At 29.7% G+C, this 22,021-nt stretch carries 23 protein-coding genes; 5 read left to right on the forward strand and 18 right to left on the reverse strand.

Annotation, left to right across the window (positions count from 1 at the left end):
• Positions 1-41: 41 nt before the first annotated feature.
• Together ACTTBI_RS04580 and ACTTBI_RS04585 are read left to right on the forward strand one after the other, a co-directional pair.
• Entirely contained in the window at positions 42-1,298 is a 1,257-nt protein-coding gene (locus ACTTBI_RS04580) for an ABC transporter substrate-binding protein (RefSeq protein ID WP_440651084.1), read from the forward strand.
• Between the two features lie 100 nt (positions 1,299-1,398).
• Positions 1,399-2,010: a YjbE family putative metal transport protein gene (locus tag ACTTBI_RS04585; protein WP_262589620.1), complete on the forward strand. Its 612-nt coding sequence runs from the start codon at positions 1,399-1,401 to the stop codon at positions 2,008-2,010.
• On the opposite strand, the gene panB is transcribed toward ACTTBI_RS04585, so the two are convergent.
• The 10 genes from panB to ACTTBI_RS04635 are packed head-to-tail and all read right to left on the reverse strand — an operon-like array spanning position 2,007 to position 9,837.
• A complete protein-coding gene (gene panB, locus ACTTBI_RS04590) occupies positions 2,007-2,780 on the reverse strand; it encodes a 3-methyl-2-oxobutanoate hydroxymethyltransferase (RefSeq protein ID WP_440652831.1) in 774 nt (257 codons plus the stop codon). The two genes, ACTTBI_RS04585 and panB, sit on opposite strands and share 4 nt — an antisense overlap.
• Complete coding sequence (locus tag ACTTBI_RS04595) at positions 2,773-3,174, reverse strand: hypothetical protein (RefSeq protein ID WP_440652832.1); 402 nt, start codon at positions 3,172-3,174, stop codon at positions 2,773-2,775. The genes panB and ACTTBI_RS04595 overlap by 8 nt, the downstream gene beginning before the upstream one ends.
• A 10-nt stretch (positions 3,175-3,184) precedes the next feature.
• The gene (locus ACTTBI_RS04600) at positions 3,185-3,604 is read right to left on the reverse strand and encodes a VOC family protein (protein ID WP_440652834.1); all 420 of its coding nucleotides are present in this window, start codon (positions 3,602-3,604) and stop codon (positions 3,185-3,187) included.
• 21 nt (positions 3,605-3,625) lie between these two features.
• Entirely contained in the window at positions 3,626-5,188 is a 1,563-nt protein-coding gene (gene guaA, locus ACTTBI_RS04605) for a glutamine-hydrolyzing GMP synthase (RefSeq protein WP_440652836.1), read from the reverse strand.
• Positions 5,178-5,615, reverse strand: coding sequence for a tetratricopeptide repeat protein (locus ACTTBI_RS04610; protein ID WP_440652837.1), 438 nt, complete (start codon positions 5,613-5,615; stop codon positions 5,178-5,180). Before ACTTBI_RS04610 ends, guaA begins: the two co-directional genes overlap by 11 nt.
• Positions 5,615-6,691 (reverse strand): IMP dehydrogenase, encoded by a 1,077-nt coding sequence (guaB, locus tag ACTTBI_RS04615; RefSeq protein WP_440614670.1) that lies wholly within the window; start codon positions 6,689-6,691, stop codon positions 5,615-5,617. The genes ACTTBI_RS04610 and guaB overlap by 1 nt, the downstream gene beginning before the upstream one ends.
• 37 nt (positions 6,692-6,728) lie before the next feature.
• Positions 6,729-7,340 (reverse strand): RlmE family RNA methyltransferase, encoded by a 612-nt coding sequence (locus ACTTBI_RS04620; protein ID WP_440652838.1) that lies wholly within the window; start codon positions 7,338-7,340, stop codon positions 6,729-6,731.
• Between the two features lie 29 nt (positions 7,341-7,369).
• On the reverse strand, positions 7,370-8,344 hold the full coding sequence (locus ACTTBI_RS04625; protein WP_440652839.1) for a glycosyltransferase family 9 protein: 975 nt from the start codon (positions 8,342-8,344) through the stop codon (positions 7,370-7,372).
• A 33-nt stretch (positions 8,345-8,377) separates the two neighbouring features.
• Complete coding sequence (pssA, locus tag ACTTBI_RS04630) at positions 8,378-9,187, reverse strand: CDP-diacylglycerol--serine O-phosphatidyltransferase (protein WP_440652840.1); 810 nt, start codon at positions 9,185-9,187, stop codon at positions 8,378-8,380.
• Positions 9,188-9,189: 2 nt separating this feature from the next.
• On the reverse strand, positions 9,190-9,837 hold the full coding sequence (locus ACTTBI_RS04635; protein ID WP_440652842.1) for a phosphatidylserine decarboxylase: 648 nt from the start codon (positions 9,835-9,837) through the stop codon (positions 9,190-9,192).
• Positions 9,838-9,913: 76 nt separating this feature from the next.
• Between ACTTBI_RS04635 and ACTTBI_RS04640 the strand changes: the two genes are divergently transcribed.
• The gene (locus tag ACTTBI_RS04640; protein WP_440652843.1) at positions 9,914-11,128 is read left to right on the forward strand and encodes an NADP-dependent isocitrate dehydrogenase; all 1,215 of its coding nucleotides are present in this window, start codon (positions 9,914-9,916) and stop codon (positions 11,126-11,128) included.
• Here ACTTBI_RS04640 and alaS read toward each other — a convergent pair.
• The 6 genes from alaS to ACTTBI_RS04670 form a co-directional block, all read right to left on the reverse strand.
• Complete coding sequence (gene alaS, locus ACTTBI_RS04645) at positions 11,120-13,786, reverse strand: alanine--tRNA ligase (protein ID WP_440652845.1); 2,667 nt, start codon at positions 13,784-13,786, stop codon at positions 11,120-11,122. The two genes, ACTTBI_RS04640 and alaS, sit on opposite strands and share 9 nt — an antisense overlap.
• Positions 13,787-13,880: 94 nt before the next feature.
• Complete coding sequence (recA, locus tag ACTTBI_RS04650; protein WP_440613910.1) at positions 13,881-15,035, reverse strand: recombinase RecA; 1,155 nt, start codon at positions 15,033-15,035, stop codon at positions 13,881-13,883.
• 107 nt (positions 15,036-15,142) lie between these two features.
• Positions 15,143-16,441, reverse strand: coding sequence for a TolC family protein (locus ACTTBI_RS04655; protein WP_440652847.1), 1,299 nt, complete (start codon positions 16,439-16,441; stop codon positions 15,143-15,145).
• Positions 16,438-17,406: a uridine kinase gene (locus tag ACTTBI_RS04660; protein ID WP_440652849.1), complete on the reverse strand. Its 969-nt coding sequence runs from the start codon at positions 17,404-17,406 to the stop codon at positions 16,438-16,440. The genes ACTTBI_RS04655 and ACTTBI_RS04660 overlap by 4 nt, the downstream gene beginning before the upstream one ends.
• A complete protein-coding gene (locus ACTTBI_RS04665) occupies positions 17,372-17,737 on the reverse strand; it encodes a GFA family protein (protein WP_440652851.1) in 366 nt (121 codons plus the stop codon). Before ACTTBI_RS04665 ends, ACTTBI_RS04660 begins: the two co-directional genes overlap by 35 nt.
• Before the next feature lie 13 nt (positions 17,738-17,750).
• Positions 17,751-18,134, reverse strand: coding sequence for a VOC family protein (locus ACTTBI_RS04670; protein WP_440651068.1), 384 nt, complete (start codon positions 18,132-18,134; stop codon positions 17,751-17,753).
• Positions 18,135-18,322: 188 nt separating this feature from the next.
• Here ACTTBI_RS04670 and ACTTBI_RS04675 point away from each other — a divergent pair, with 188 nt between their 5' ends.
• Both ACTTBI_RS04675 and ACTTBI_RS04680 read left to right on the forward strand, forming a co-directional pair.
• Complete coding sequence (locus tag ACTTBI_RS04675) at positions 18,323-18,718, forward strand: LexA family protein (RefSeq protein ID WP_075506508.1); 396 nt, start codon at positions 18,323-18,325, stop codon at positions 18,716-18,718.
• The gene (locus ACTTBI_RS04680) at positions 18,696-19,973 is read left to right on the forward strand and encodes a Y-family DNA polymerase (RefSeq protein ID WP_440652853.1); all 1,278 of its coding nucleotides are present in this window, start codon (positions 18,696-18,698) and stop codon (positions 19,971-19,973) included. Before ACTTBI_RS04675 ends, ACTTBI_RS04680 begins: the two co-directional genes overlap by 23 nt.
• A gap of 15 nt (positions 19,974-19,988) precedes the next feature.
• Here ACTTBI_RS04680 and ACTTBI_RS04685 read toward each other — a convergent pair whose 3' ends face one another.
• Both ACTTBI_RS04685 and ACTTBI_RS04690 read right to left on the reverse strand, forming a co-directional pair.
• The gene (locus tag ACTTBI_RS04685) at positions 19,989-21,023 is read right to left on the reverse strand and encodes a GMP reductase (RefSeq protein ID WP_440652854.1); all 1,035 of its coding nucleotides are present in this window, start codon (positions 21,021-21,023) and stop codon (positions 19,989-19,991) included.
• Positions 21,024-21,111: 88 nt separating this feature from the next.
• The gene (locus tag ACTTBI_RS04690; protein ID WP_440652855.1) at positions 21,112-22,002 is read right to left on the reverse strand and encodes a DMT family transporter; all 891 of its coding nucleotides are present in this window, start codon (positions 22,000-22,002) and stop codon (positions 21,112-21,114) included.
• Positions 22,003-22,021: the final 19 nt, after the last annotated feature.

The raw sequence follows: 22,021 nt of genomic DNA on the forward strand, positions 1-22,021 counted from the left end.
TATTAAGTTAGACATTTAAAAATTAAACAAGAGGGAAAAAAATGAGAAAATTAATTCTTACAGTATTTACTTTTTTTTCATTGGTATCTGCGCCAGCAATTAGTTACGCAGAAGATGTAAAAATTGGAGTACTTTATCCACTTACAGGACCTGTTGCTCAGGTTGGTAAAGATGCTGTTGCAGCAGTTAAGACAGCTTTAGATATCATCAATAACAGTCATAACATTCCAGGTATGCCGCTTGCAAAAGATGCCGGATTAAAAGGATTAGGCGGCGGTAAAATATCTATCGTTGTTGGAGACCATGGTGGAAAACCAGATATCGGTGTTGGTGAGACTGAGAAAATGTTAAATTCTGATAAAGTTCATGCAATGTTTGGAGCTTACTACTCATCAGTAACTGGTGCTGCTAGTCAAGTATCTGAGAGAGCAGGAATACCTTGGGTAAACGGTGAGTCTACTTCTCCAAAATTAACAACAAGAGGATTTAAATACTTCTTCAGAGTTACTCCACACGATGGTGAGTTTACTCAGCTTATGTTTGAATTCATGAACGACTTTAACAAAAAGAATAGTAATAAGTTAAAGACATTAGGTATTATTCATGAAGATACATTGTGGGGTGCTGACAGTGGTGGAACTCAAGACAAAATGGCTAAAGAACAAGGTTATGATGTTATAGAGAAAATTAGCTACAAAGCTAAAACAACAACTTTGAGCTCTGAAGTACAAAGATTGAAAGCGAAAAACCCAGATGTTTTATTGCCTTCATCTTATACAGCTGATGCATATTTGTTTTTAAATACTGCAAAAGAACTTGATTATAATCCTAAACTTTTAGTTGCTCAAAACGCTGGTTATACAGATCCTAAATTTATAGACACAATGGGAAGCAAAGCAGAAGGTGTGATTACAAGATCACCTTTTAATACTGACTTAGCAAAAACTATTCCTATGATTGGAACTGTAAACGACTTGTTTAAAACACACTCTGGTGGAAGAGATTTATCAGATGTACCTGCAAGAGCATTTACAGGTTTTATGGCTTTAGCTAATGCAATTAATAATGCTGGATCAACAGATCCTGAGAAAATCAGACAAGCTCTAGTAAATCTAGATATGTCATCTGAGTCTTTAATTGTTCCTTACAGAGGAATTAAATTTGGAGCAGATGGTCAAAACGAAAAGACTAGAGGTATTTTAATGCAAGTTCAAAATGGAAAATACTGCACAGTATATCCATTTGAATTAGCAGCTTGTGAGTTAAAATATCCTATGCCTACTTGGTCTGAAAGATAATTTAATAAAAACACAATTATTAAGGCGGTCAAATTTTTGGCCGCCTTTTTTTTTATTCTTTGATTGCAATCTCTCTAAATTAAAATAATAATTAGATATCTTGATTGAAGAGCTCATAATTCTAACCCAAATTATTTTTATCACAATTATCTTAACAGCAGATAATGCTGTGATCGTTGGTTCTATTGCATCAAATTTTGTACCCAAAAATAGAAAACAAATTATTTTATGGGGTGTAATTGGAGCGTTTGTTTTTAAAATCTTTTTTGCAATCTTTGCTACTTTTTTATTTGAATTTTATTTTATAAAAATTTTAGGTGGGTTGTTGTTGGTATGGATAGTTAATGATTTAAGAAAAGATCTTGTAGATATCAAAAATATAAAACCTTCAGTTAAAAAAACAAAACAACCATCGTACATAAATAGTATAGGTAAAGTGCTATTTGCTGATCTGATGATTAGTTTTGACAATGTTATAGGTGTTGTTGCTGCAGCTCAAGGATATTTTGGCTATATGATTTTTGGTCTTGTCCTATCGGTCGTTCTTACTGGTGCATTAGCTACTTATATGGCTAATTATATTCAAAAACATATTTGGATAGCTTACATTGGTTTAATATTTATTTTAGTTGTTGGTCTACAATTAATTATAGGAGGTTTAGTAGATCTTGAGATACTTAATATTAACGAAGAATTTAAAAAATACTTTTAATTAAAAGAATATTTTTTTGAGGGAAATTTTTTTGTTTTAACGTCATTAGCGTATTTAGAAACTGCTTTTGATATTTCTGTTTTTATATTTGTATATTTCTTAACAAATCTAAATTTGATTGGATTTAAACCTATTAAATCATCGAATACCAAAATCTGTCCATCACAATTATTAGATGCTCCTATCCCAATTGTTGGAATACTAATACTTTTAGTTACTTGTTTTGCTAATGATGTTTGAACGCACTCTAAAACCATACAAAATGAACCAGCTTCTTCAAGTAACTTTGCGTCTCTCATAATGTTTTCTTTTTCGCTTTGTTTCTTACCTTTAAATTTAAATGTTTTATCTGACTGAGGTAAAACTCCTATATGACCCATCACAGGTATATTATTTTTAACTAAAATTTTAACTGTATTTATAATTTTCTTTCCTCCCTCTAATTTGACCCCGTCACATTTGGTTTTTTTCATAATTAATTTTGCATTTTTCAATGCCTCTTTAGGATTACGATAAGTATTGTGGGGCATATCAACAATCATTAAACTTTTTTTAATGCCCATACGAACACTCTTAGAGTGTTCAATCATAGTATTTAGGGTTACTTCTCTAGTAGACTTATAATTATATAAAACTGACCCAAGGGAATCCCCTACTAAAATTAGATCACAATAATTATCTAAAACTGAAGCAATATTTTTTGAATAAGCAGTTAAACTAACTATTTTTGATTTATTTTTTTTTCTTACAAAATTTTTAATTTTATTCATTTCTTAATTCTTGATTTATATAAGTATTTAAGAGCTTTTTAGATATAGATAGTTTTTTTGCAACTGCAGTTTTTTCATCAATAATTCTCCAAAAAGGAAGGTTGGGTTTTTTTAATTTTCTTTTACTTTGTTCCTCTAATGATGCTTCTATAGCAATTCTCAAAAATATTCCTGTAGAAACAGGACATGTTTTGTTTGCTTTAGCTTTTTTTGCTAATGCATTTCGCATTTCAAGAACCGTCTTTTTTTTTCCTTTAGGAATTTTTTTAATATATTTTGCTATAGATGTTGGAGAAGATACCAACATCATATCACCCTTTTTAATGTCAGCGAAATTGAAATTTAATCTTTTAATTTTTTCTTTATATGGTTTGTTAAACTTCTCAATCCACATTGAGAAAAAATTACCAAGTTCCGGTGTTTTCCATAGAAGACCAGGGTTCTTGTGGATCTAAGTATCCATCCTGAAGTAATTCTATTGAAATTTTATCTGGTGATCTAACAAAAGCCATATGCCCATCTCTTGGAGGTCTATTAATGGTATAGCCCATGTCCATTAGTTTTTTACAAGTATCATAAATATTATCAACTCTGTAAGCTAAATGACCAAAATTCCTTGAACCTTCACCTAAATTATCACCATCCCAATTATATGTAAGTTCTATTTCAGTTTTTTCATCATTTGGTGGTGCAAGAAAAATTAGAGTGTATCTTCCTTTTTCACTATCTTTTCTCCTTGTTTCTTTTAAACCAAGTCCTTCACAAAAAAATCTTAATGATGCTTCCACATCACTAATTCTAATCATAGTATGTAAGTATTTCATAATAATCTTTATAATGAATATTCATTCTAATTCAATAGTACTTGGTGGTTTAGATGTAACATCATAAACAACTCTATTAATGCCTCTAATGCTATTGACTATTTTATTTGATATAGTCTGCATAAAAGATTTTTTAAACTCATAAAAATCTGCAGTCATTCCATCTTCTGAGGTAATTGCTCTTAGTAAACATAAATATTCATATGTTCGATTATCACCCATAACTCCAACTGTTTTAACCGGAAGTAATGCTGCATATGCTTGCCAAATTTTGTGGTAGAGCCCATGATCTCTTAAAGCCTGAATAAAATAATGATCAGCTTCTTTTAAAATTTTAATTTTTTCATTTGTTATAATACCAGGCATTCTGATTGCTAAACCTGGGCCAGGAAATGGATGTCTTGAAATTATTTCATGACTTAAATTTAACTCTAAACCTAATTTTCTAACTTCATCTTTAAATAAAAATTTTAATGGCTCTACTAACTTTAAGTTCATTTTTTTAGGTAAACCACCCACATTATGGTGAGACTTTATTTTAGAAGTTTGACTCCCTGTAACAGACTTGCTTTCGATTAAATCTGGGTACAACGTTCCTTGTGCTAAAAATTTTACATTTTTTATTTTCTTTGCATACCTTTCAAAAATTTTGATGAATAGATTTCCTATTATTTTTCTTTTTCTCTCTGGATCAGATACATTTTTTAATTTAATTAAAAATTCCTTTTCAGCATTTACATAGATTAAATTCATTTTTAATCTTTTTTTAAAAGTTTGAACAACCTGTACTTCTTCGTTTTTTCTGAGCAATCCAGTATTTACAAAAATACAATATAGTTTTTTACCTATTGCTTTATTCAATAATTGAGCAACCACACTACTATCTACACCGCCTGATAATGCACAAATTACTTTATTATCTCCAACTTGAGCTCTGACATCTTTAATTAATTGTACCTTTTGATCTTTTGATGACCAATTTTTCTTAATTTTACAAATAAGAAAAATAAAATTGCTAATCAGTTTTTTTCCGTTTTCTGTATGAGTTACCTCTGGATGAAACTGGACACCATAATAATTTTTGATTTTATTTTCTACAATTGCAAATTTTGAATTTGAGCTTGAAGCAATTACTTTAAAATTTTTAGGTAATTTAGATACTTGATCAGCGTGGCTCATCCAGACTACTTTAGATTTTTTTGTACCAAAAAAATTATTAGTTAAGAGACTATTATTTTTTTTAATTACATTTGCTAAACCAAATTCACGATGCTTCGATTGTTTAACTCTGCCTCCATTAAGTTTAGATAATATTTGGTGTCCAAAACAAATGCCAAGAACAGGAATATTTAATTCCAAAATTTTTTTATCAAATGAATATTTATTAATTTGATAAACATTCAGTGGACCCCCTGATAAAATTATACCTTTTACGCTTTGATTAATTTGATTAAGTTTAATTTTTTTATGACTCACAATATCTGAGAAAACACCCAGTTCTCTTATTCTTCTAGCTATCAATTGAGTAAATTGTGAACCAAAATCTACAATTAAGATTTTGTTAAGGCTATTATCAAGACTCATTACTTGGTTCTAAATTTTTTAAAGACTCTAAAATTTCATTATTTTCATCACATAATGACTTACATACTTGAATAAATGTTTCAGATAATTCTTTAACTTTATCGTAATTAGATTTTTCAAGCGCAATTTTCATTAGCATTAAAATAGCTTCTTCATTTTGAGGATCAATTAATAGAGTAGTTTCTAAGTTGTATTCTTCTTTTCTTTGATCTTCTTCATGATTATAAATTTTCGCTAAATACAAATATGAATTTGCATCTTTTGGATTAAATACAATATTTCTCTCAAATAAAAATCTTGCATCTTCATATTTTTCTTTTTCATATAATTTAATTGCTTCATTAAAAAAATTTTCCTTTGAAAAAGAATTAGATTGAAACGAAACAATTAAAACAACCAGTAAAATAAATTTCAAAATTTTATTCATTAATATTTACTATCATTTTTAATTACATCTACATTGTGAACCATACTTTCATAAAATCCAGCTTTAGTAATTTTAACAAATTGTGGTTTATTTCTCAATTTCACAATTTCTTTTGAACCAAGATAACCCATAGATGATTTAAGACCACCAATTAGTTTAAATATAATGCTACCAACATCTCCTTTGTATTTCACAAAACCTTCAACTCCCTCTGGAACATACTTAGATGTGTCTTTTTGCTTAGTCTGAAAATACCTATCTGCTGAACCTTTGTTCATTGCGCCTACTGATCCCATCCCTCTAAAACTTTTGAATAATTTTCCATTTTTTTTAATTAGCTTACCAGGTGTCTCATCTGTACCTGCAAATAAAGAACCTATCATTACAGCATCAGCGCCTGCTGCAAAAGCTTTTGCTAGATCGCCAGAATATTTTATTCCACCATCAGAAATTATTTTTACATTTTTATTTTTAAGTCCATTTCTTACTGATAAAATTGCACTTAACTGTGGAACACCTATCCCTGCTACTAATCTTGTTGTACAAATTGATCCTGGTCCAATCCCAACTTTAATAATATCTACTCCTAATTTAATTAAAAATTTTGCTGCTTCTGGTGTTGCAATATTTCCAGCACATAAAGCGATATTTTTACCTTTAATTTTTTTTATATATTTAACTATTTCTCCTACTTTTTTGGTATGGCCGTGGGCAGTATCCACTACGATTAAATCAACGCCTTCTTTAAGAATGGCTTTTGCTCTATCAAATTCAGCAATTGATGCTCCAACTGCTGCACCGACTAATAATTTTTGTTTTTTTACTTTTTTAATTTCTAATATTTGTTTTTGAATATCTAAATTTCTGTGAATAACTCCTATTCCTCCAGCTTTACCAATTGCAATAGCCATATTACTTTCTGTAACAGTATCCATAGCAGAAGATAAAAGCGGTATTTTAAGCTTTAATTTTTTTGTAAGATTTACTGAAGTATTTACTTCAGATGGCAATATTTCCGAATACTTCGGAGCTAATGTAACATCGTCAAAGGTAAGTGCTTCTTTTATAGGAACCATAATCTTTTATATACGATTCCTTTTAAATTAAAAGTCCCTATCTAAGTTTTCTGCAAATTATAAAACTTTCCTTTGAATCTTTTCTGCTAGATTTTGGTTTAAAAACTTTTACCTCTTTAAAATATTTTTTACCTTCTGCGACTATTTCGTTAAAAGTTCCTCCCATAAAAATCTTTGATATGAAATAACCATTTTCACTTAATAAATCTTTTGCAAAAATCATCGCCTCTTTGCAAAGTTCGCCTGTTTGAATAGAGTCTATATTCTTTATCCCAGTAGTATTTACTGCCATATCTGACATCACAACATCAACCTTGGACTCAGTATTCTTCTTTATTTTTTGCTGAACACTTTCTTCTGTAAAGTCTCCTTGAATTTGAAGACTATTTCCAATTGGTTCCATTTTTTTTAAATCAATCGAAATTAATTTTCCGTTTTTAGATATCTTTTCAACATATTGTGACCAACTACCGGGAGCTGCACCAATATCAATGACTGTTAATCCACCCTTAAATATTTTAAATTTTTCATTTATTTCAATAAGTTTATATGCAGATCTGGCTCTAAATCCGTCTACTTTTGATTGTCTTACGTAAATATCTCTACGCTGTTTATTTACCCAATTTTTTGATATTTTATTTTTTTTCAATTTATTAGTTAGTTTTCTTTAAATTAAATTTAAATATTTAAAACACTCATTACATCATTTTCTGTAATTTTAGTTATATCATCCGATTGATAAAGAGTTTTACTATCTAAAATTTCAATATTTTTTAATTTGGGAGAAAATTTTTTTGAATTTGTTGGTCCAAATAAAATAATCATAGGAATTTCAGCCAAAGACATCATATGCATCACACCATTATCTATTGAAATTGCTTTCTCTAATCTTGATGAAAGAGCTGTAACCAATGGTGGTCCTGAAAATGTGCTTTCTATTTCAGGAAACAACGCATTATTAATATTACTTTTAATTTTATGAATTAATTCTTTATTATTTTTTTCAACAAAAAAAACTGGCTTTTTATTTTTTTTAGAAACTTGTTCTGCTATGTTTAAGAATTTATCTATTGGCCAACTTTTTTTTCTATAAACGTTTCCTTGTGTCATTGAAAACCCAATATAATTATTATCAGGTAACAATCTTTTGGCTTCTTGAAAATATTTTAAATCAATTGAATTTAATTTAAATTTAGTTTGTGGAATTTCATCACTTATTAATAATTCAATATTTCTTAAAATATTAATGTTTTCAAATTTTGTAGATTTATAATTTTTTTTTTCTGAACAAAATTTAAAATTAAATGTTGAAGAATAAAATTTATTAGATGGAAATTGTTTTAATATTATAGTGTTTCTGAGTTTTGATTGTATATCAATAATTAAATCAAATTTTTGTAGCGAGTTATCCTTTAAGATTTTTTTCTTTGATACTAATAAATGCCACCATCTAAAACCAAAGTAAATTATATTAGTTTTTAACTCCTTTGGCTTTAAATTGTAGTCTGATAAAGCATGATTAAAGTGATTTTTATGTGCTGATAAGTAGTAAATATTATCTGATCCAAATTTTGCAATTAAACTGTTGATTAAATCAAATATTTGGATGCTATCACCCAAACCCCCGCCTGAATTATAAACTAAAATTTTCATTTATTAATTTAGAAAAAAAAGATTGAGAAAATACTAAAGTATATCTTCTAAATTTTCGTTTTCATCTTCGTTTTCAATAGTGTCATTTTTATCTTTTTTAATTTTTTGATAATTAAGAAAACTTATTGGAATCAACAAAAGATAAATAAAACTACTAACTGCTAATATTTCAAAAGTATAAATTAATAGTAATCCAAAAAATAAAACTATACCAAATAATAAAAATATAGTGGTACTTCTTTTTATAACAATTTTTTTAAATGAGTATGTTGGAATTTTACTAATTAAAAGCAATGATGTTAAAATAAAAATACATGGAACTAATATAGTATAATTTATAGGAATTATATTAATCTCACTCATACTGAATATTAATGGAGATAACACTAATATTCCTCCTGCTGGAGATGGCACACCCTGAAAAAAATTATCTTTCCAAGATGGTTCTTGAGATGAATTAACATTAAATCTTGCTAATCTTAAAGCTACACAAATTACATAAACTAAACATAACAACCATCCAAATTTTCCTAATGTATTTAATTTCCAAAAATACATTATAAAAGCTGGAGCAACACCAAAGCTAATCATGTCAGTTAAAGAGTCTAATTCTTTCCCTACTTTTGATGTTCCTTTTATTAATCTTGCAATTCTACCATCTAGGCCATCTATGATTGCAGCAATTATGATTGCAACAATAGCTAATTCAAATCTTCCATCTAATGCAAACCTTATTGACGTAAGTCCTATACAAACACCAATGAGTGTAAGCATATTTGGCAATATAACTCTCGCATTAGTTTTTTCAGGAACAATTTTAAAATGGTTTTTTGGTTGTTGCATATCTATCTTTTGGCCAATAGAGTTTCCCCTGAAATAGCTGTTTGACCAATTTTTACTAATGGTTCATAATTTTCGTAATAAACATCTGCTCTACTTCCAAATCTTATCATTCCAATTCGGTCACCTTGGTTTAATGTTTGATCTTTATTTGTTTCACAAACAATTCTTCTTGCAACTAAGCCTGCTATTTGAACTATTACGATATCATTTCCATGATTATCTTTTAATTTATAATAGTTTCTTTCATTGTCCTCACTCGCTTTATCTAATGAAGCATTTAAAAATTTTCCTGGCTTGTATAAAATATCTTCAACTTTTCCTGAACAAGGAGTTCTATTTACATGACAATCAAATACGTTCATGAAGATACTAATTTTTTTAAATTTTTTATTTTCTAAATTTAATTCTTTTGGCCCATCTACCTCTTCAACTTTAATTATTTCTCCATCAGCTGGGCTTACTAGATAATTATCATCTCCAATGATTGCTCTTTCAGGGTCTCTGAAGAAATAATAAACCCATATAGTCAAAAGCAATCCAATTAATCCCAAAAATCCATTTACTAATAATAAGATGATTGTGATGAAGCCTGCGATTACAATAAACTTGTAACCCTCTGTGTGTATCTTTGGAAATATCTTGGTAAACATATTCTTCTATTTGCTAATTTTCGATTAATATGTATATAAACCAATCAAATTCAATTAATAAGATAAATTTAATTTAATGAGTAAAATCAAGGTAAATAACCCAGTTGTAGAGTTAGATGGCGATGAAATGACTCGAATTATTTGGGAGTTTATTAAAAACAAATTAATACTTCCATATATCGATCTTGGAATTGAGTATTACGATCTAGGGATGAAAAGTAGAGATAATACAGATGACCAGATCACAATAGATTCAGCGAATGCTATCAAAAAAATAGGTGTTGGAATTAAATGCGCAACCATTACACCAGACGAAGCAAGAGTTGAGGAATTTGATTTAAAAAAAATGTGGAGATCTCCAAATGGAACAATAAGAAATATTATTGGAGGAACAGTTTTCAGAGAACCAATTATTTGTAAAAATATTCCAAAGTTGGTTCCTTCGTGGACAGACCCTGTAATCATTGGAAGACATGCTTTTGGTGATCAATATAGAGCAACTGATTTTAAAGTACCTGGTAAAGGTAAAATGGAAGTTAAATGGACTTCTGAAGATGGAAAAGAAGAAATAAAATATGAGGTATTTAATTTCACTGGTCCTGGTGTAGCGCTATCAATGTATAATTTAGATAAATCTATTCAAGACTTTGCAAGATCATGCTTTAGCTATGGCTTAATTAAAAAATGGCCAGTCTATATGTCTACAAAAAATACAATTTTAAAACAGTACGATGGAAGATTTAAAGATATTTTCCAAGAAGTATTCGATAATGAATTCAAAGAAGAATTTGAAAAACATAATCTTACTTATGAACATAGATTAATTGACGACATGGTTGCATGTGCAATGAAGTGGAGTGGAAAATATATCTGGGCTTGCAAAAATTACGATGGTGATGTTCAATCTGATACCATGGCTCAAGGTTATGGGTCATTAGGTTTAATGACAAGTACTCTGTTAACTCCTGATGGAAAAGTGATGGAAGCTGAAGCAGCTCACGGAACTGTTACTAGACACTATAGAATGCATCAACAAGGAAAAGAAACTTCCACAAATCCTATTGCATCTATATTTGCATGGACAAGAGGATTGGCACACAGAGGAAAATTAGATAACAACCAAGAATTAATTAAATTTGCTCAAACATTAGAAGCGGTATGTATTGAGTGTGTTGAAAATGGATCTATGACAAAAGATTTAGCAATTCTTGTTGGACCGAACAGTAAATTTTTAACTACTAATCAGTTTTTAGATGAAATTGATGGTAATCTTAAAAAGAAATTAAATTAAAGATTTTATTTTTTCAAAAGCATCATTGATTTTGGATTGGTCTTGACCGCCAGCTTGGGCAAAGTCTTTTCTTCCACCACCTCCTTTGCCTCCGATTACTTCTGAACCTGCTTTTACAAATTGTACTGCATCAAATTTGTCAGATAATTTTTCTGTCACACCTACTGCAATACCGACTTTGTCATCTTTGCTTGCAAAAACTATTACAATACCTTCACTTAATTCTTTTTTACCTTTGTCTACAAGTTTTCTTAATTCTTTAGGAGGAAGATCTTCAACATTTTGAAATCTTACTTTCACCCCATTAACATTTAGATCATTAACTTTATTTTTGGATTGATCTTGTAGTATTGAATTAACTGTTAAAGTTTCCAATTGTTTATTTAAATTTTTGATTAAAACTTTTTTATCAGTTTCATCTAAGTTAGGTTTTCCACTTAGCTCAGAAATTTGCTTACTTAATTCATTTATTTGTTCATCATCTTTTTCAGATGATAAATTTAACATTTTCTCTTTATTTTTAAGGTAATCCTCTAGTTGCTTATCTCTTAAAGCCTCTACTCTTCTAACACCTGCAGCAATTGATGATTGGCTAATAATTTTAAATTTACCAATATCACCGGTGTTTTTTACATGAGTTCCACCACATAACTCAGTAGAAAAGTATTTTTCTCCCTCATTGCCCATTGACAATACTCTTACTTCATCTCCATATTTCTCACCAAATAGAGCTAAAGCTCCATTATCAACTGCCTCTTTCGGTGTCATAATTCTTGTGGTTACATCAGATTGTTTAGAAATCATATCATTTACATGACTTTCTATTTTTAACATCTCATCATCTGAAATTGGCTTCATATGGCTAAAATCAAATCTTAACCTTTCTGGCTCAACTAGAGATCCTTTTTGAGTAACGTGTGGACCTAGAACTCTTCTCAAAGACTCGTGTAATAAATGAGTTGCTGAATGATAAGCTCTTGTATCGTTTCTTTTCTCAATATTGATTTTCATTTCAACATCTTGATCTAGTTTAATTGATCCTTTTTTCACTATTCCGTAATGAACAAATAAATCTCCCAATTTTTTTTGAACATCAGTTACTTCAAATTCAAATTCATCTTTAGAGATCAATCCTGTATCTCCTACTTGACCTCCAGATTCAGCATAAAATGGTGTTTGGTTAACAACAATAATACCTTCATCACCAGCATTTAAAGTATCAACCTCTTTATGATTTTTAAGAAGTGATTTTATTACGCCTTGTGCTTGATCATTTTCATATCCTAAAAATTCTGTAGCTCCGTGTTTTTCTTTTACGCCATACCAAACTTGCTCAACTGCACTATCTCCAGATCCTTTCCAATTTTTTCTAGCAAGCTCAATACTTTCTCTCATCAGCTCACCAAATCGTTCTTTATCAAATTCTAAAGATTTTGATTTTAAAATATCTTCTGTGAGATCAATTGGAAATCCATAGGTTTCGTAAAGTTTAAAAGCAATGTCACCTGGTAAAACTTTGTCTATTTTAGAAATTTCATCATTTAAAATTTTAATTCCTCTATCTAGTAGAACTAAAAATTTCTCTTCTTCCATTTTTAAAGTTTCTTTTATTAAAGACTCTGCTCTTTTTAGTTCAGGATAATTTCCTGACATTTCATTTAACAATGTATCAAACAATTTTGAAAAAACTGGATCCTTAGCACCTAATAAGTGAGAGTGCCTCATCCCTCTTCTCATAATTCTTCTAAGTACATACCCTCTTCCTTCATTAGATGGCAATACTCCTTCAGCAATTAAAAATGAACTTGCTCTTAAATGATCAGCAATAACTCTAAAGCTAGATAAATTAGATTTATCTGATTTAATTTTAATTATATCTGATGCAGAATTAATTATTTTTTTAAAATGATCTGTCTCATAATTATCATGAGTGCCTTGAAGCAAAGCAGCGATTCTCTCTAAACCCATTCCAGTATCTACAGATGGTTTTGGAAGATTTATTCTTTTATCTTTTGTAACTTGTTCAAATTGCATAAATACCAAGTTCCATATTTCAATAAATCTATCTCCATCTTCATCTTTAGTACCAGGTAATCCTCCATGTAAATGATCACCGTGATCAAAAAAGATTTCTGAACAAGGTCCACATGGTCCTGTTTCTCCCATTGACCAAAAATTATCTGAAGTTGCTATTCTAATAATTCTATCATCGCTAAAAGCTGCTATTTTCTTCCAAAAATTGAAGGCCTCGTCATCTTCATGGAAAACCGTTACATAAAGTCTATTTTTATCTATGCCAAAATCTTTAGTAATCAAATTCCATGCATAATCAATTGCTTGCTCTTTAAAATAATCTCCAAATGAGAAATTTCCTAACATCTCAAAGAAAGTGTGGTGTCTAGGTGTATAGCCAACATTTTCTAAATCATTATGTTTTCCACCTGCTCTTACACATTTTTGTGAAGTAGTTGCTCTTACATAATCTCTTTTTTCTAAACCTGTGAACACGTTCTTAAATTGAACCATTCCAGAGTTAGCAAACATCAATGTTGGATCATTATTTGGAACCAAATTACTAGATTCCACAATCTGATGATCGTTCTTTTCAAAATACTTTAGAAAAGTATTTCTTATTTCATTGAGAGTTTTGTCTGCCATATTTTTAAAATACAGCTTTTTTATTTTATGTCTAGATGCAGTACGGGAAAAAAGGCGCTTAAATTAAGCGCCTTTTATTAATAAAGATGACCTATTAATTCTTTTTAGATGGAGGAGTAGCTTCAGCTTTTGCTTCTTCTTCTTTTTCAGCTACTTTCTTTTCTTTCTCCAATTTTTCAGGATCTATTGGGTTTCCTTCTATTTTTTTAGAAATAACACCAGCTTTTTCCCTAATTGCCATTTCTATTTCTGCAGCAACTTTAGGATTTTGAGCTAGATAAGTCTTAGCATTCTCTCTACCTTGACCAATCTTTTCTCCTTTATAAGCATACCATGCTCCTGATTTTTCAATAATATCTGCTTTGGAACCAAGATCGACTAATTCACCCATCTTGCTAATTCCTCTTCCATACATCAAATCAAATTCAACTACTTTAAATGGTGGTGCTACTTTATTTTTAACTACCTTCACTCTTGTAGAGTTACCAATAATTTCATCCTTGTCTTTGATGGCACCAATTCTTCTAATATCCATTCTAACAGATGAATAAAACTTAAGTGCATTACCACCTGATGTAGTTTCTGGACTTCCAAACATAACTCCAATTTTCATTCTGATTTGGTTGATGAAAATCATCATTGTGTTTGTGTTTGAAATTGAGCTAGTTAATTTTCTTAAAGCCTGACTCATTAATCTTGATTGAAGACCAACATGATGATCTCCCATCTCTCCCTCGATCTCAGCTTTTGGTGTTAAAGCTGCAACAGAGTCGATTACAATAACTGAAATAGAGCCTGATTTTACTAGCGTATCAGCAATTTCTAATGCTTGTTCACCAGCATCTGGCTGTGAGATTAAAAGTTCTTCAGTGTTTACTCCTAATTTTTTTGCATAAACTGGGTCTAAAGCGTGCTCTGCATCAACGAATGCACAAATTCCACCAGCTTTTTGAGCTTCTGCAACAACTTGTAATGCCAATGTTGTTTTTCCAGATGACTCTGGTCCATAAACTTCAATAATTCTTCCTTTTGGTAATCCGCCTATACCTAAAGCTAAATCAAGACTTAAAGAACCTGTTGAAACAGACTCAATATCCATAGCTCTCTTTTGGCCAAGCTTCATTACAGAGCCTTTTCCAAAATTATCTGTAATTTGAGCTATTGCAGCATCTAATGCTTTGTTCTTTTCTTTAATATCCATTTCTTGATCTTTAGTAGATTTAACTACTTTTAGGTTACTTTTCGTCATTTTTTGCCTCTTTTTTTACGTTTTTTAACAGTCGAATCATGATTTAAATGTACACATTTTGTTCTCATTGGCAAGATCTTTGTTTTTAATGATTAAAAAAGATTGAATTACTTAAGATTTAAATAGTCGCTATTTAAAAGCCCTACTGATTTTAAAACTCTATATTGAGCTAACAAGTAACTTCTTTCGGCTTCAGCAAGATTAATTTTTGCGTTAATTAAGTTCGATCTAGATTGAAGAACATCAAAGGTAGATCTTCCAGATCCACTTTCATATTCAAAGCTAATTCCTTCAGTTGCAACTTCTGATGCTTTAACTTGTGATTGCACAGCTTGTAAAAAACTTCTTGAAGACTGCAAAGTTGACCAAGATGAAGTAACTGATTGTGTATTATTTTTCTGTGCATTCTCTAATAACAACCTTTTCATTCCCTTAGCTTGAAGATTTTTGCTTACATTAGATTTATTTTTTCCACCAAATTGGAAAGGCCATGAAACAGTTGCTTGCAAGACATCTTTTTCTCTTTCATCATAAGTTGCACTTAAATCATCGGTATAAGTTCTCTCTAATGAAATTTTTGCTGTAGGTGAAAGATCAGATCTTGCGATTTTTACATCAAGTTCTGATTGACCGTATTCAATTTCTGCAATAATTAACTCTGGACTTTTCTCTAAAGATATTTTTTTAGCTTCACTTAAATTTTTAGGGATTGTTACTTGTGCGTTATATATTTTTTTCAATTTATCTTCTTCAGCAATAGCACCAATTACATTTTCATAATTTAATCTACTAGTTACAATATTATTTTGAGCTTCAATATATCTTGCTTGTGCACCTGCAAGAGAGGATTGAGATTGTGCCAAATCAGATGCTGTGATTTGCCCCCTACTTAATCTTGCATTATCTAGCTCAAATTGTCTTTGAAGTAAGTTTACGTTTTCTTCATTAATATTTAATTTTTCATAAGCTAAAATTAATCCTGTGTATGCTTCAATAGCTCTTAAGAATATTTCTTGTTCTTTTTGTATTAATTTTGCTTCTGTTAAATTTAACCCTAACTTACTTTTTTCATATTCTGTCTTTCGTCCGCTTCCATCAAGTAATGTTTGTTCAAGTTTAATTGAAGCTGATGACGTGTCTACATCTGTAACTGATGCATCTGCACCAGCTTGTGTAGTAATTTCATTCGTTTCCTCAAAATTTTTTTTACCTGTAAGAGTTAAAGTAGGCAATAAATCACTTCTAGACATATTGATTACTTCTTGTTGAATTTCTAAATTTTTTCTCTCTGCTTGAAGCTCAAGATTATTATCAAAAGTTTGTTTTAGTGCTTCTTTTAAGGTTGCTGAAAATGCACTTAATGGAAAAACTACTACACAAAAGATAATTATTAAAAATTTTTTCATTTATTATATTTTATTGTCTTAATTTGATGGTTGCTATTTAAATTTAAGATAATTGTAGAATATTTTGGTGCAAATTTAAACATGTTCTGTGTAATTCTTTGGTAAGTTTGCATAAAATTAATAACGTCTCCCTTGCTCATTATTTTATGACTAGATTTATTTTTAGTATTTAACCACAGCTTGTGCTCTTGTTTGAGTCTCCATTTTTGAAGCAAACTAAAGTTTTTAGCTTTTAAATAAATCAGACAATTTAATTGAGAATATAGTTTTTTATATTTTGTGTTTAATTGATCATTTACGTATTTTCTCCAAATAAGTTTTTGGTCTTTAGTTCTTTCAAGTGAATTAATTGATTTTTTAAGTGTTTTATTAACTTCTGCTCTTGCCCCAACACACCAGCCTTCAAATATAATTACATCTGGCTGCTCTTTAATATTGTACCAACTTTTTTTAGGAGATCGGTCATCAACTGCCTTATTAAAACTTGGTAACTTTATTGTTTTAAAATTTTTACTTTTTGATTTTTTAAAGAAATCCAACATAATTTTTACATCATGTGTTCCTGGTACTCCTCTTGTCATCAACATAGGATGTACTTTATTAGATAAAATAGATCTTTCTTTTCTAGTTTTATAAAAATCATCAATAGAAATTTTGAATACTTTTAATTTAAAATATTTTTCTAATATTATTTTAATAATTGAACTTATTGTTGTCTTACCAGTTCCTTGTCCTCCAGCTAAACCAACAAAGTAAGGTTTTTTATTATTTGCTTTTTTTGCAATCCAAAAACACACTGGAATTAGAAAAGATTTTAGCATCTTATCCTTGTTACTAAATTTTTCTTTTGAGGTTTCTTGTGATTTAATAAATTTTAGACAATCACTTTTAACTTTTATAAAACACTCAGCAGTAGATTGCATTGAACTTTTATTTTTCTTGATCCATTGGATGGTTGAGACCATCAAATTGAGCTATCTCTTTTATATCTTCAACTTTAATTTCATCAACACAACCTAAGTTAAATCCAGTCATAGCTGGTGCACTTCTTGGATTATGATGAGTGTAAATTCCACATTCAGTACAGAAATAATGTTTGGCAACTTTTGTATGATATTGATAAAGTTTTATTTTATCTTCACCTTTGGTAAGTTTAAAATCTTCATTTTTAACCATACCCATTGTTGCATTTTTTCTTTTGCAAATTGAACAATTACATCTGACAATCTTTGCTAATTCATTAACTGTAGAATTAATTTCAGCTTCTACAGATCCACAATGACAACTTAGTTTCATATATCTCCTTAATTTAAGTTAAAATACTTTTTGCTGCAATCTTATTTCCATCTAAATCACGAACGTATGCATAATAATTTCCATCTTTTCTAACCCCTGGTCCACCTTCATCTGTCGCTCCTTTTGAAATTGCGACTTCATAAAATTTATCCACTGCTTCTTTAGTGTCAGCTAATAAAGTAGTTTGTGAACCATTTCCAAAAGTTGCAGGCTCACCATTTACAGGATGCGTTACATAAAATTGAACTTTATCTGGATCACTTGAATGAGCATAACCCAAATACTTTTCTGTTTTTAAAATTCTTTTTAATTTTAAAGGTTCAAAAACAGCATCGTAAAAGTCACCTGATTTTTGGTGATCATTAGAACCAACCATGACAAAATCTAAAATATTCATAACCAAACTCAGAATTTATATATTTAAATAACCAACTTAAACTATCTATGGTTGAAGTTATCCACAAGTCCACAATATGTGGATTAGATGTTCACGTTTTGATTCACTTTTGATTCAGTTACAGACTCAAAATACAACCTATTGAGTGTATTCCATAAATAGTCTATAAATTAGAACAAAACAAGAACATGAAACTAACAATCCCATATTATCTACATAAAGCAGGCGCTGGTTTTCCTTCTCCTGCAACAGATTATATCGAAGAAGATATCGATCTGAACATGCATTTAATAAGAAATGTTCCAGCAACTTTCATCATCAGAGTTCAAGGTAAATCCATGGTCGATGTTGGTATTAATGATGGAGATTTATTGGTCGTTGATAAAAGTTTAAAACCAAAAAACTTTTCAACAGTGATTGCAAATGTTCATGATGAGCTTGTAGTTAAAACTTTAGTTCAAGAAAGAGATAAAAAATTTTTAACCTCTGGCTCTAAAGAATTTTCTGACAGAATTTTAATTAATGAAGAACAAGATGTTTTTATTTGGGGAGTAGTTACTTATGTCATCCACTCAGTATACTAAAAAAATAGCACTGGTTGATTGCAATTCTTTTTATGTTTCTTGTGAAAGATTATTCAATCCTAAAATAAGAAAAAAACCTGTTGTCGTTTTATCCAACAATGATGGCTGTATCATTTCAAGATCAAATGAAGCAAAAGCTTTAGGAATTAAAATGGGTGAACCTTATTTTAAAGCAAAAGATATTATTGTTAAGAATAATGTAAATGTTTTTTCATCAAACTATTCTTTATATGGAGATTTATCTAGAAGGGTAATGCGAACTCTTAAAAGATTTAATTCAGAAATAGAAGTCTACTCCATTGATGAAGCCTTTTTAGATTTATCAAACTTTAAAGATCAAGATGTAGAAAAAGTTGGAAAAGAAATTAGAGAAACAGTTTTGCAATGGACTGGTATTCCAACAAGTATTGGGATCGCAAAAACAAAAACATTAAGTAAAGTTGCAAATCATATTGCAAAGAAAAAACAATCAGGTGTTACGAGTTTAATTGGAATAGATAATTTAGATCCTATTTTAGAAAAAGTTGAAATTAATGATGTCTGGGGTGTTGGGAGACAACTCACTAAATTTTATCAAAAGCATGGAATTTATAATGCTAAGCAGCTTAAAAATAAATCTAACACATGGATAAAGAAAAGTTCTAATGTTTTAAGTTCAAGAACCGCAATGGAGCTTAGAGGAATTCCTTGTATTGATTTAGAAACAACTACTACCAAAAGAAAGAGCTGTGTGGTTTCAAGATCATTTGGAAAAAGAATTGAAACGTTTCAAGAATTAAAAGAAGCAGTTGCAAACTATTGTTTAAATGCGTCTGAAAAAATTAGATCAGAGTCTTTGGTTGCAAAAGCAATTACAGTATTCGTAAGAACCAGCCCTTTTCATAGAAACTTTGGTTATTATTCAAATGCAAAGACAGTTGATTTTCCAATTGCAACAAACAACAGCATTGAAACAGTTAAAACTGCAGTTTCAATTCTTGAGAGCATATTTAAAAATGGTTATCGTTATCAAAAAGCAGGTGTAATGCTTACAAGTTTATCTAATGCTAGTGACAAAACAAATTTATTTACTTCTGAAAAAGATGAAAAGATAAATAGCTTAATGAGATCAATTGATAATACTAACCATCGATATGGAAGATCTACTTTAAGTGTTGCAAGCGCTGGAGTTCATAAAAAATGGAATATGCGAAGGCAGTATTCTTCTAAAATTGATACAGCTGATTTTTATTGTTTACCAACAATTAGAGCTTAAAAAAAAATTATTAGTTTATTTTACAAAAGTATCGTTAAATTGATTAGATACTCTTACAAAAGTAGTACATTTACTCAATTGTTTGAGAGATGGGGCCCCTACATAAGTACAGCTACTTCTGACACCACCAAGAATATTTAAAACTGTATCGTTAATCTTGCCTCTATATTTAACTCTAACTTTTCTTCCCTCACTACTTCTGTAATCTGCTAAGCCACCGTAATGTTTTTTGTTAGCAACTTCTGAGCTTGATCCATAAAATTCAATAAATTTAGAGCCATTTACTTTTACTATTTTCCCTTTTCCTTCATCATGACCTGCTAACATTCCACCTAACATTACAAAATCCGCACCCCCACCAAAACCTTTTGCAACATCACCAGGACATGTGCATCCTCCATCTGCAATGACATGTGCACCAAGACCATGAGCTGCATCAGCACATTCTATTACAGCACTTAACTGTGGATACCCTACTCCAGTTTGAATTCTTGTTGTACAAACACTTCCAGGTCCTATTCCAACTTTTACAATATCTGCACCACTAAGAACTAATTCTTGGGTCATATCTGCAGTCACAACGTTTCCTGCAATAATAGTTTTAGTTGGATATTTTTCTCTTACTGATTTGATGAAATTTGTGAAATGTTCTGAGTAACCGTTTGCAACATCAATACAAATAAATTTGAAAAAACTAAATTCTTTCAAAACCTTATCTAAATTTTGAAAGTCCTCTTTTTTAATACCAACACTAAGTGCAATGTTTGGGTAGATTTTTTTGATATTTTTGTTTTGTTTTATTTTTTTTACATCATGTTGTTTTGTTAAACATGTAATCATTTGATGATCATTTAATTTTTCAGCTATACTTAATTCACCAACACCATCCATATTGGCTGCCATAATAGGAATTCCTGACCACTCATTTTTACTATATTTAAATCTATAAGTTCTAAGAAGATTTACATCTTTTCTACTTTTTAATGTACTTCTCTTGGGTCTGAATAAGACATCAGAGTAATCTAGCTTAAGCTCTTCTTCTATTCTCATAATTCAAAATGCTATTATTTCTAAAATACTATTTCAATTAAATTGTAGCCTGTGGATAAGTTTAAAGTATCGAATTTAGACAATTTTTTTACTTAATTTTACCTAATTGCTTCTGTCTCATTATAATTATAAGTCCACTTATAACAATCATTACAGCACCTAGATAAGTATTATATTCTGGTGTCTCATTGAAAAAGAAGTATCCATATAAAATTCCCCAAAGTATTGCTGTGTACCTGAAAGTTGATGTAACAGAAACTAATGCGGCTTTAATTGTTAGTACTGAGAAAATGTAACCAAAAGATAAAAAGAAAGCTGAAATAATTAAGATAATACTTTGTTCTAAGTTAAATAAATAAAATTTATAAACAGAAAGTATTCCAAAAAATATAGTAACCACCAAACAAGTAATAAACGCTATTTGAAGACTATTGTGACCTGTTTTTATATTTTTAGTTACCAAATCTCTTATTGATAAAAAGATTGCAGAAAGAAGTGGAAATATAAAGTAGTAACCAAATTTTAATTCAGCTGGGTTGATGACTATTACAACACCTGTAAAGCCAATTATAACCGCACTCCATCTTTTCCATCTAACTTTTTCGTTTAAAAATAATGCTCCAAAAGTTGTCATTATTATTGGCGCTAAACTCAATAAAATATAAACCATTGCAAAAGGTAATTTTGCAACCCCTATAAAAAAACCAACTGCAGCTAATGCTTCTAAAATTCCTCTTAAAGTTAGTTTGTTAGAAGAAAATATTATTCTTAAATTAAATTGGTTTTTAATACTTAAAAATATTCCTATAAATATTAGACAACAAATTCCTCTTAAAAAAATAATCTGATTTAAAACCGCTAATTCATCAAAGCTTTGGTAAATATGTTTAACTAATGCATCGTTAGTAGCAAATGAAAACTGTGCAATAACCATATAAACGATACCAAGTAATTCATTATTTAATTTTTTTTCAGGCATGAGCGTGCCTATATACAAT

This window comes from Candidatus Pelagibacter sp. HIMB1542 (genome assembly GCF_052047835.1).
Lineage (GTDB): Bacteria > Pseudomonadota > Alphaproteobacteria > Pelagibacterales > Pelagibacteraceae > Pelagibacter.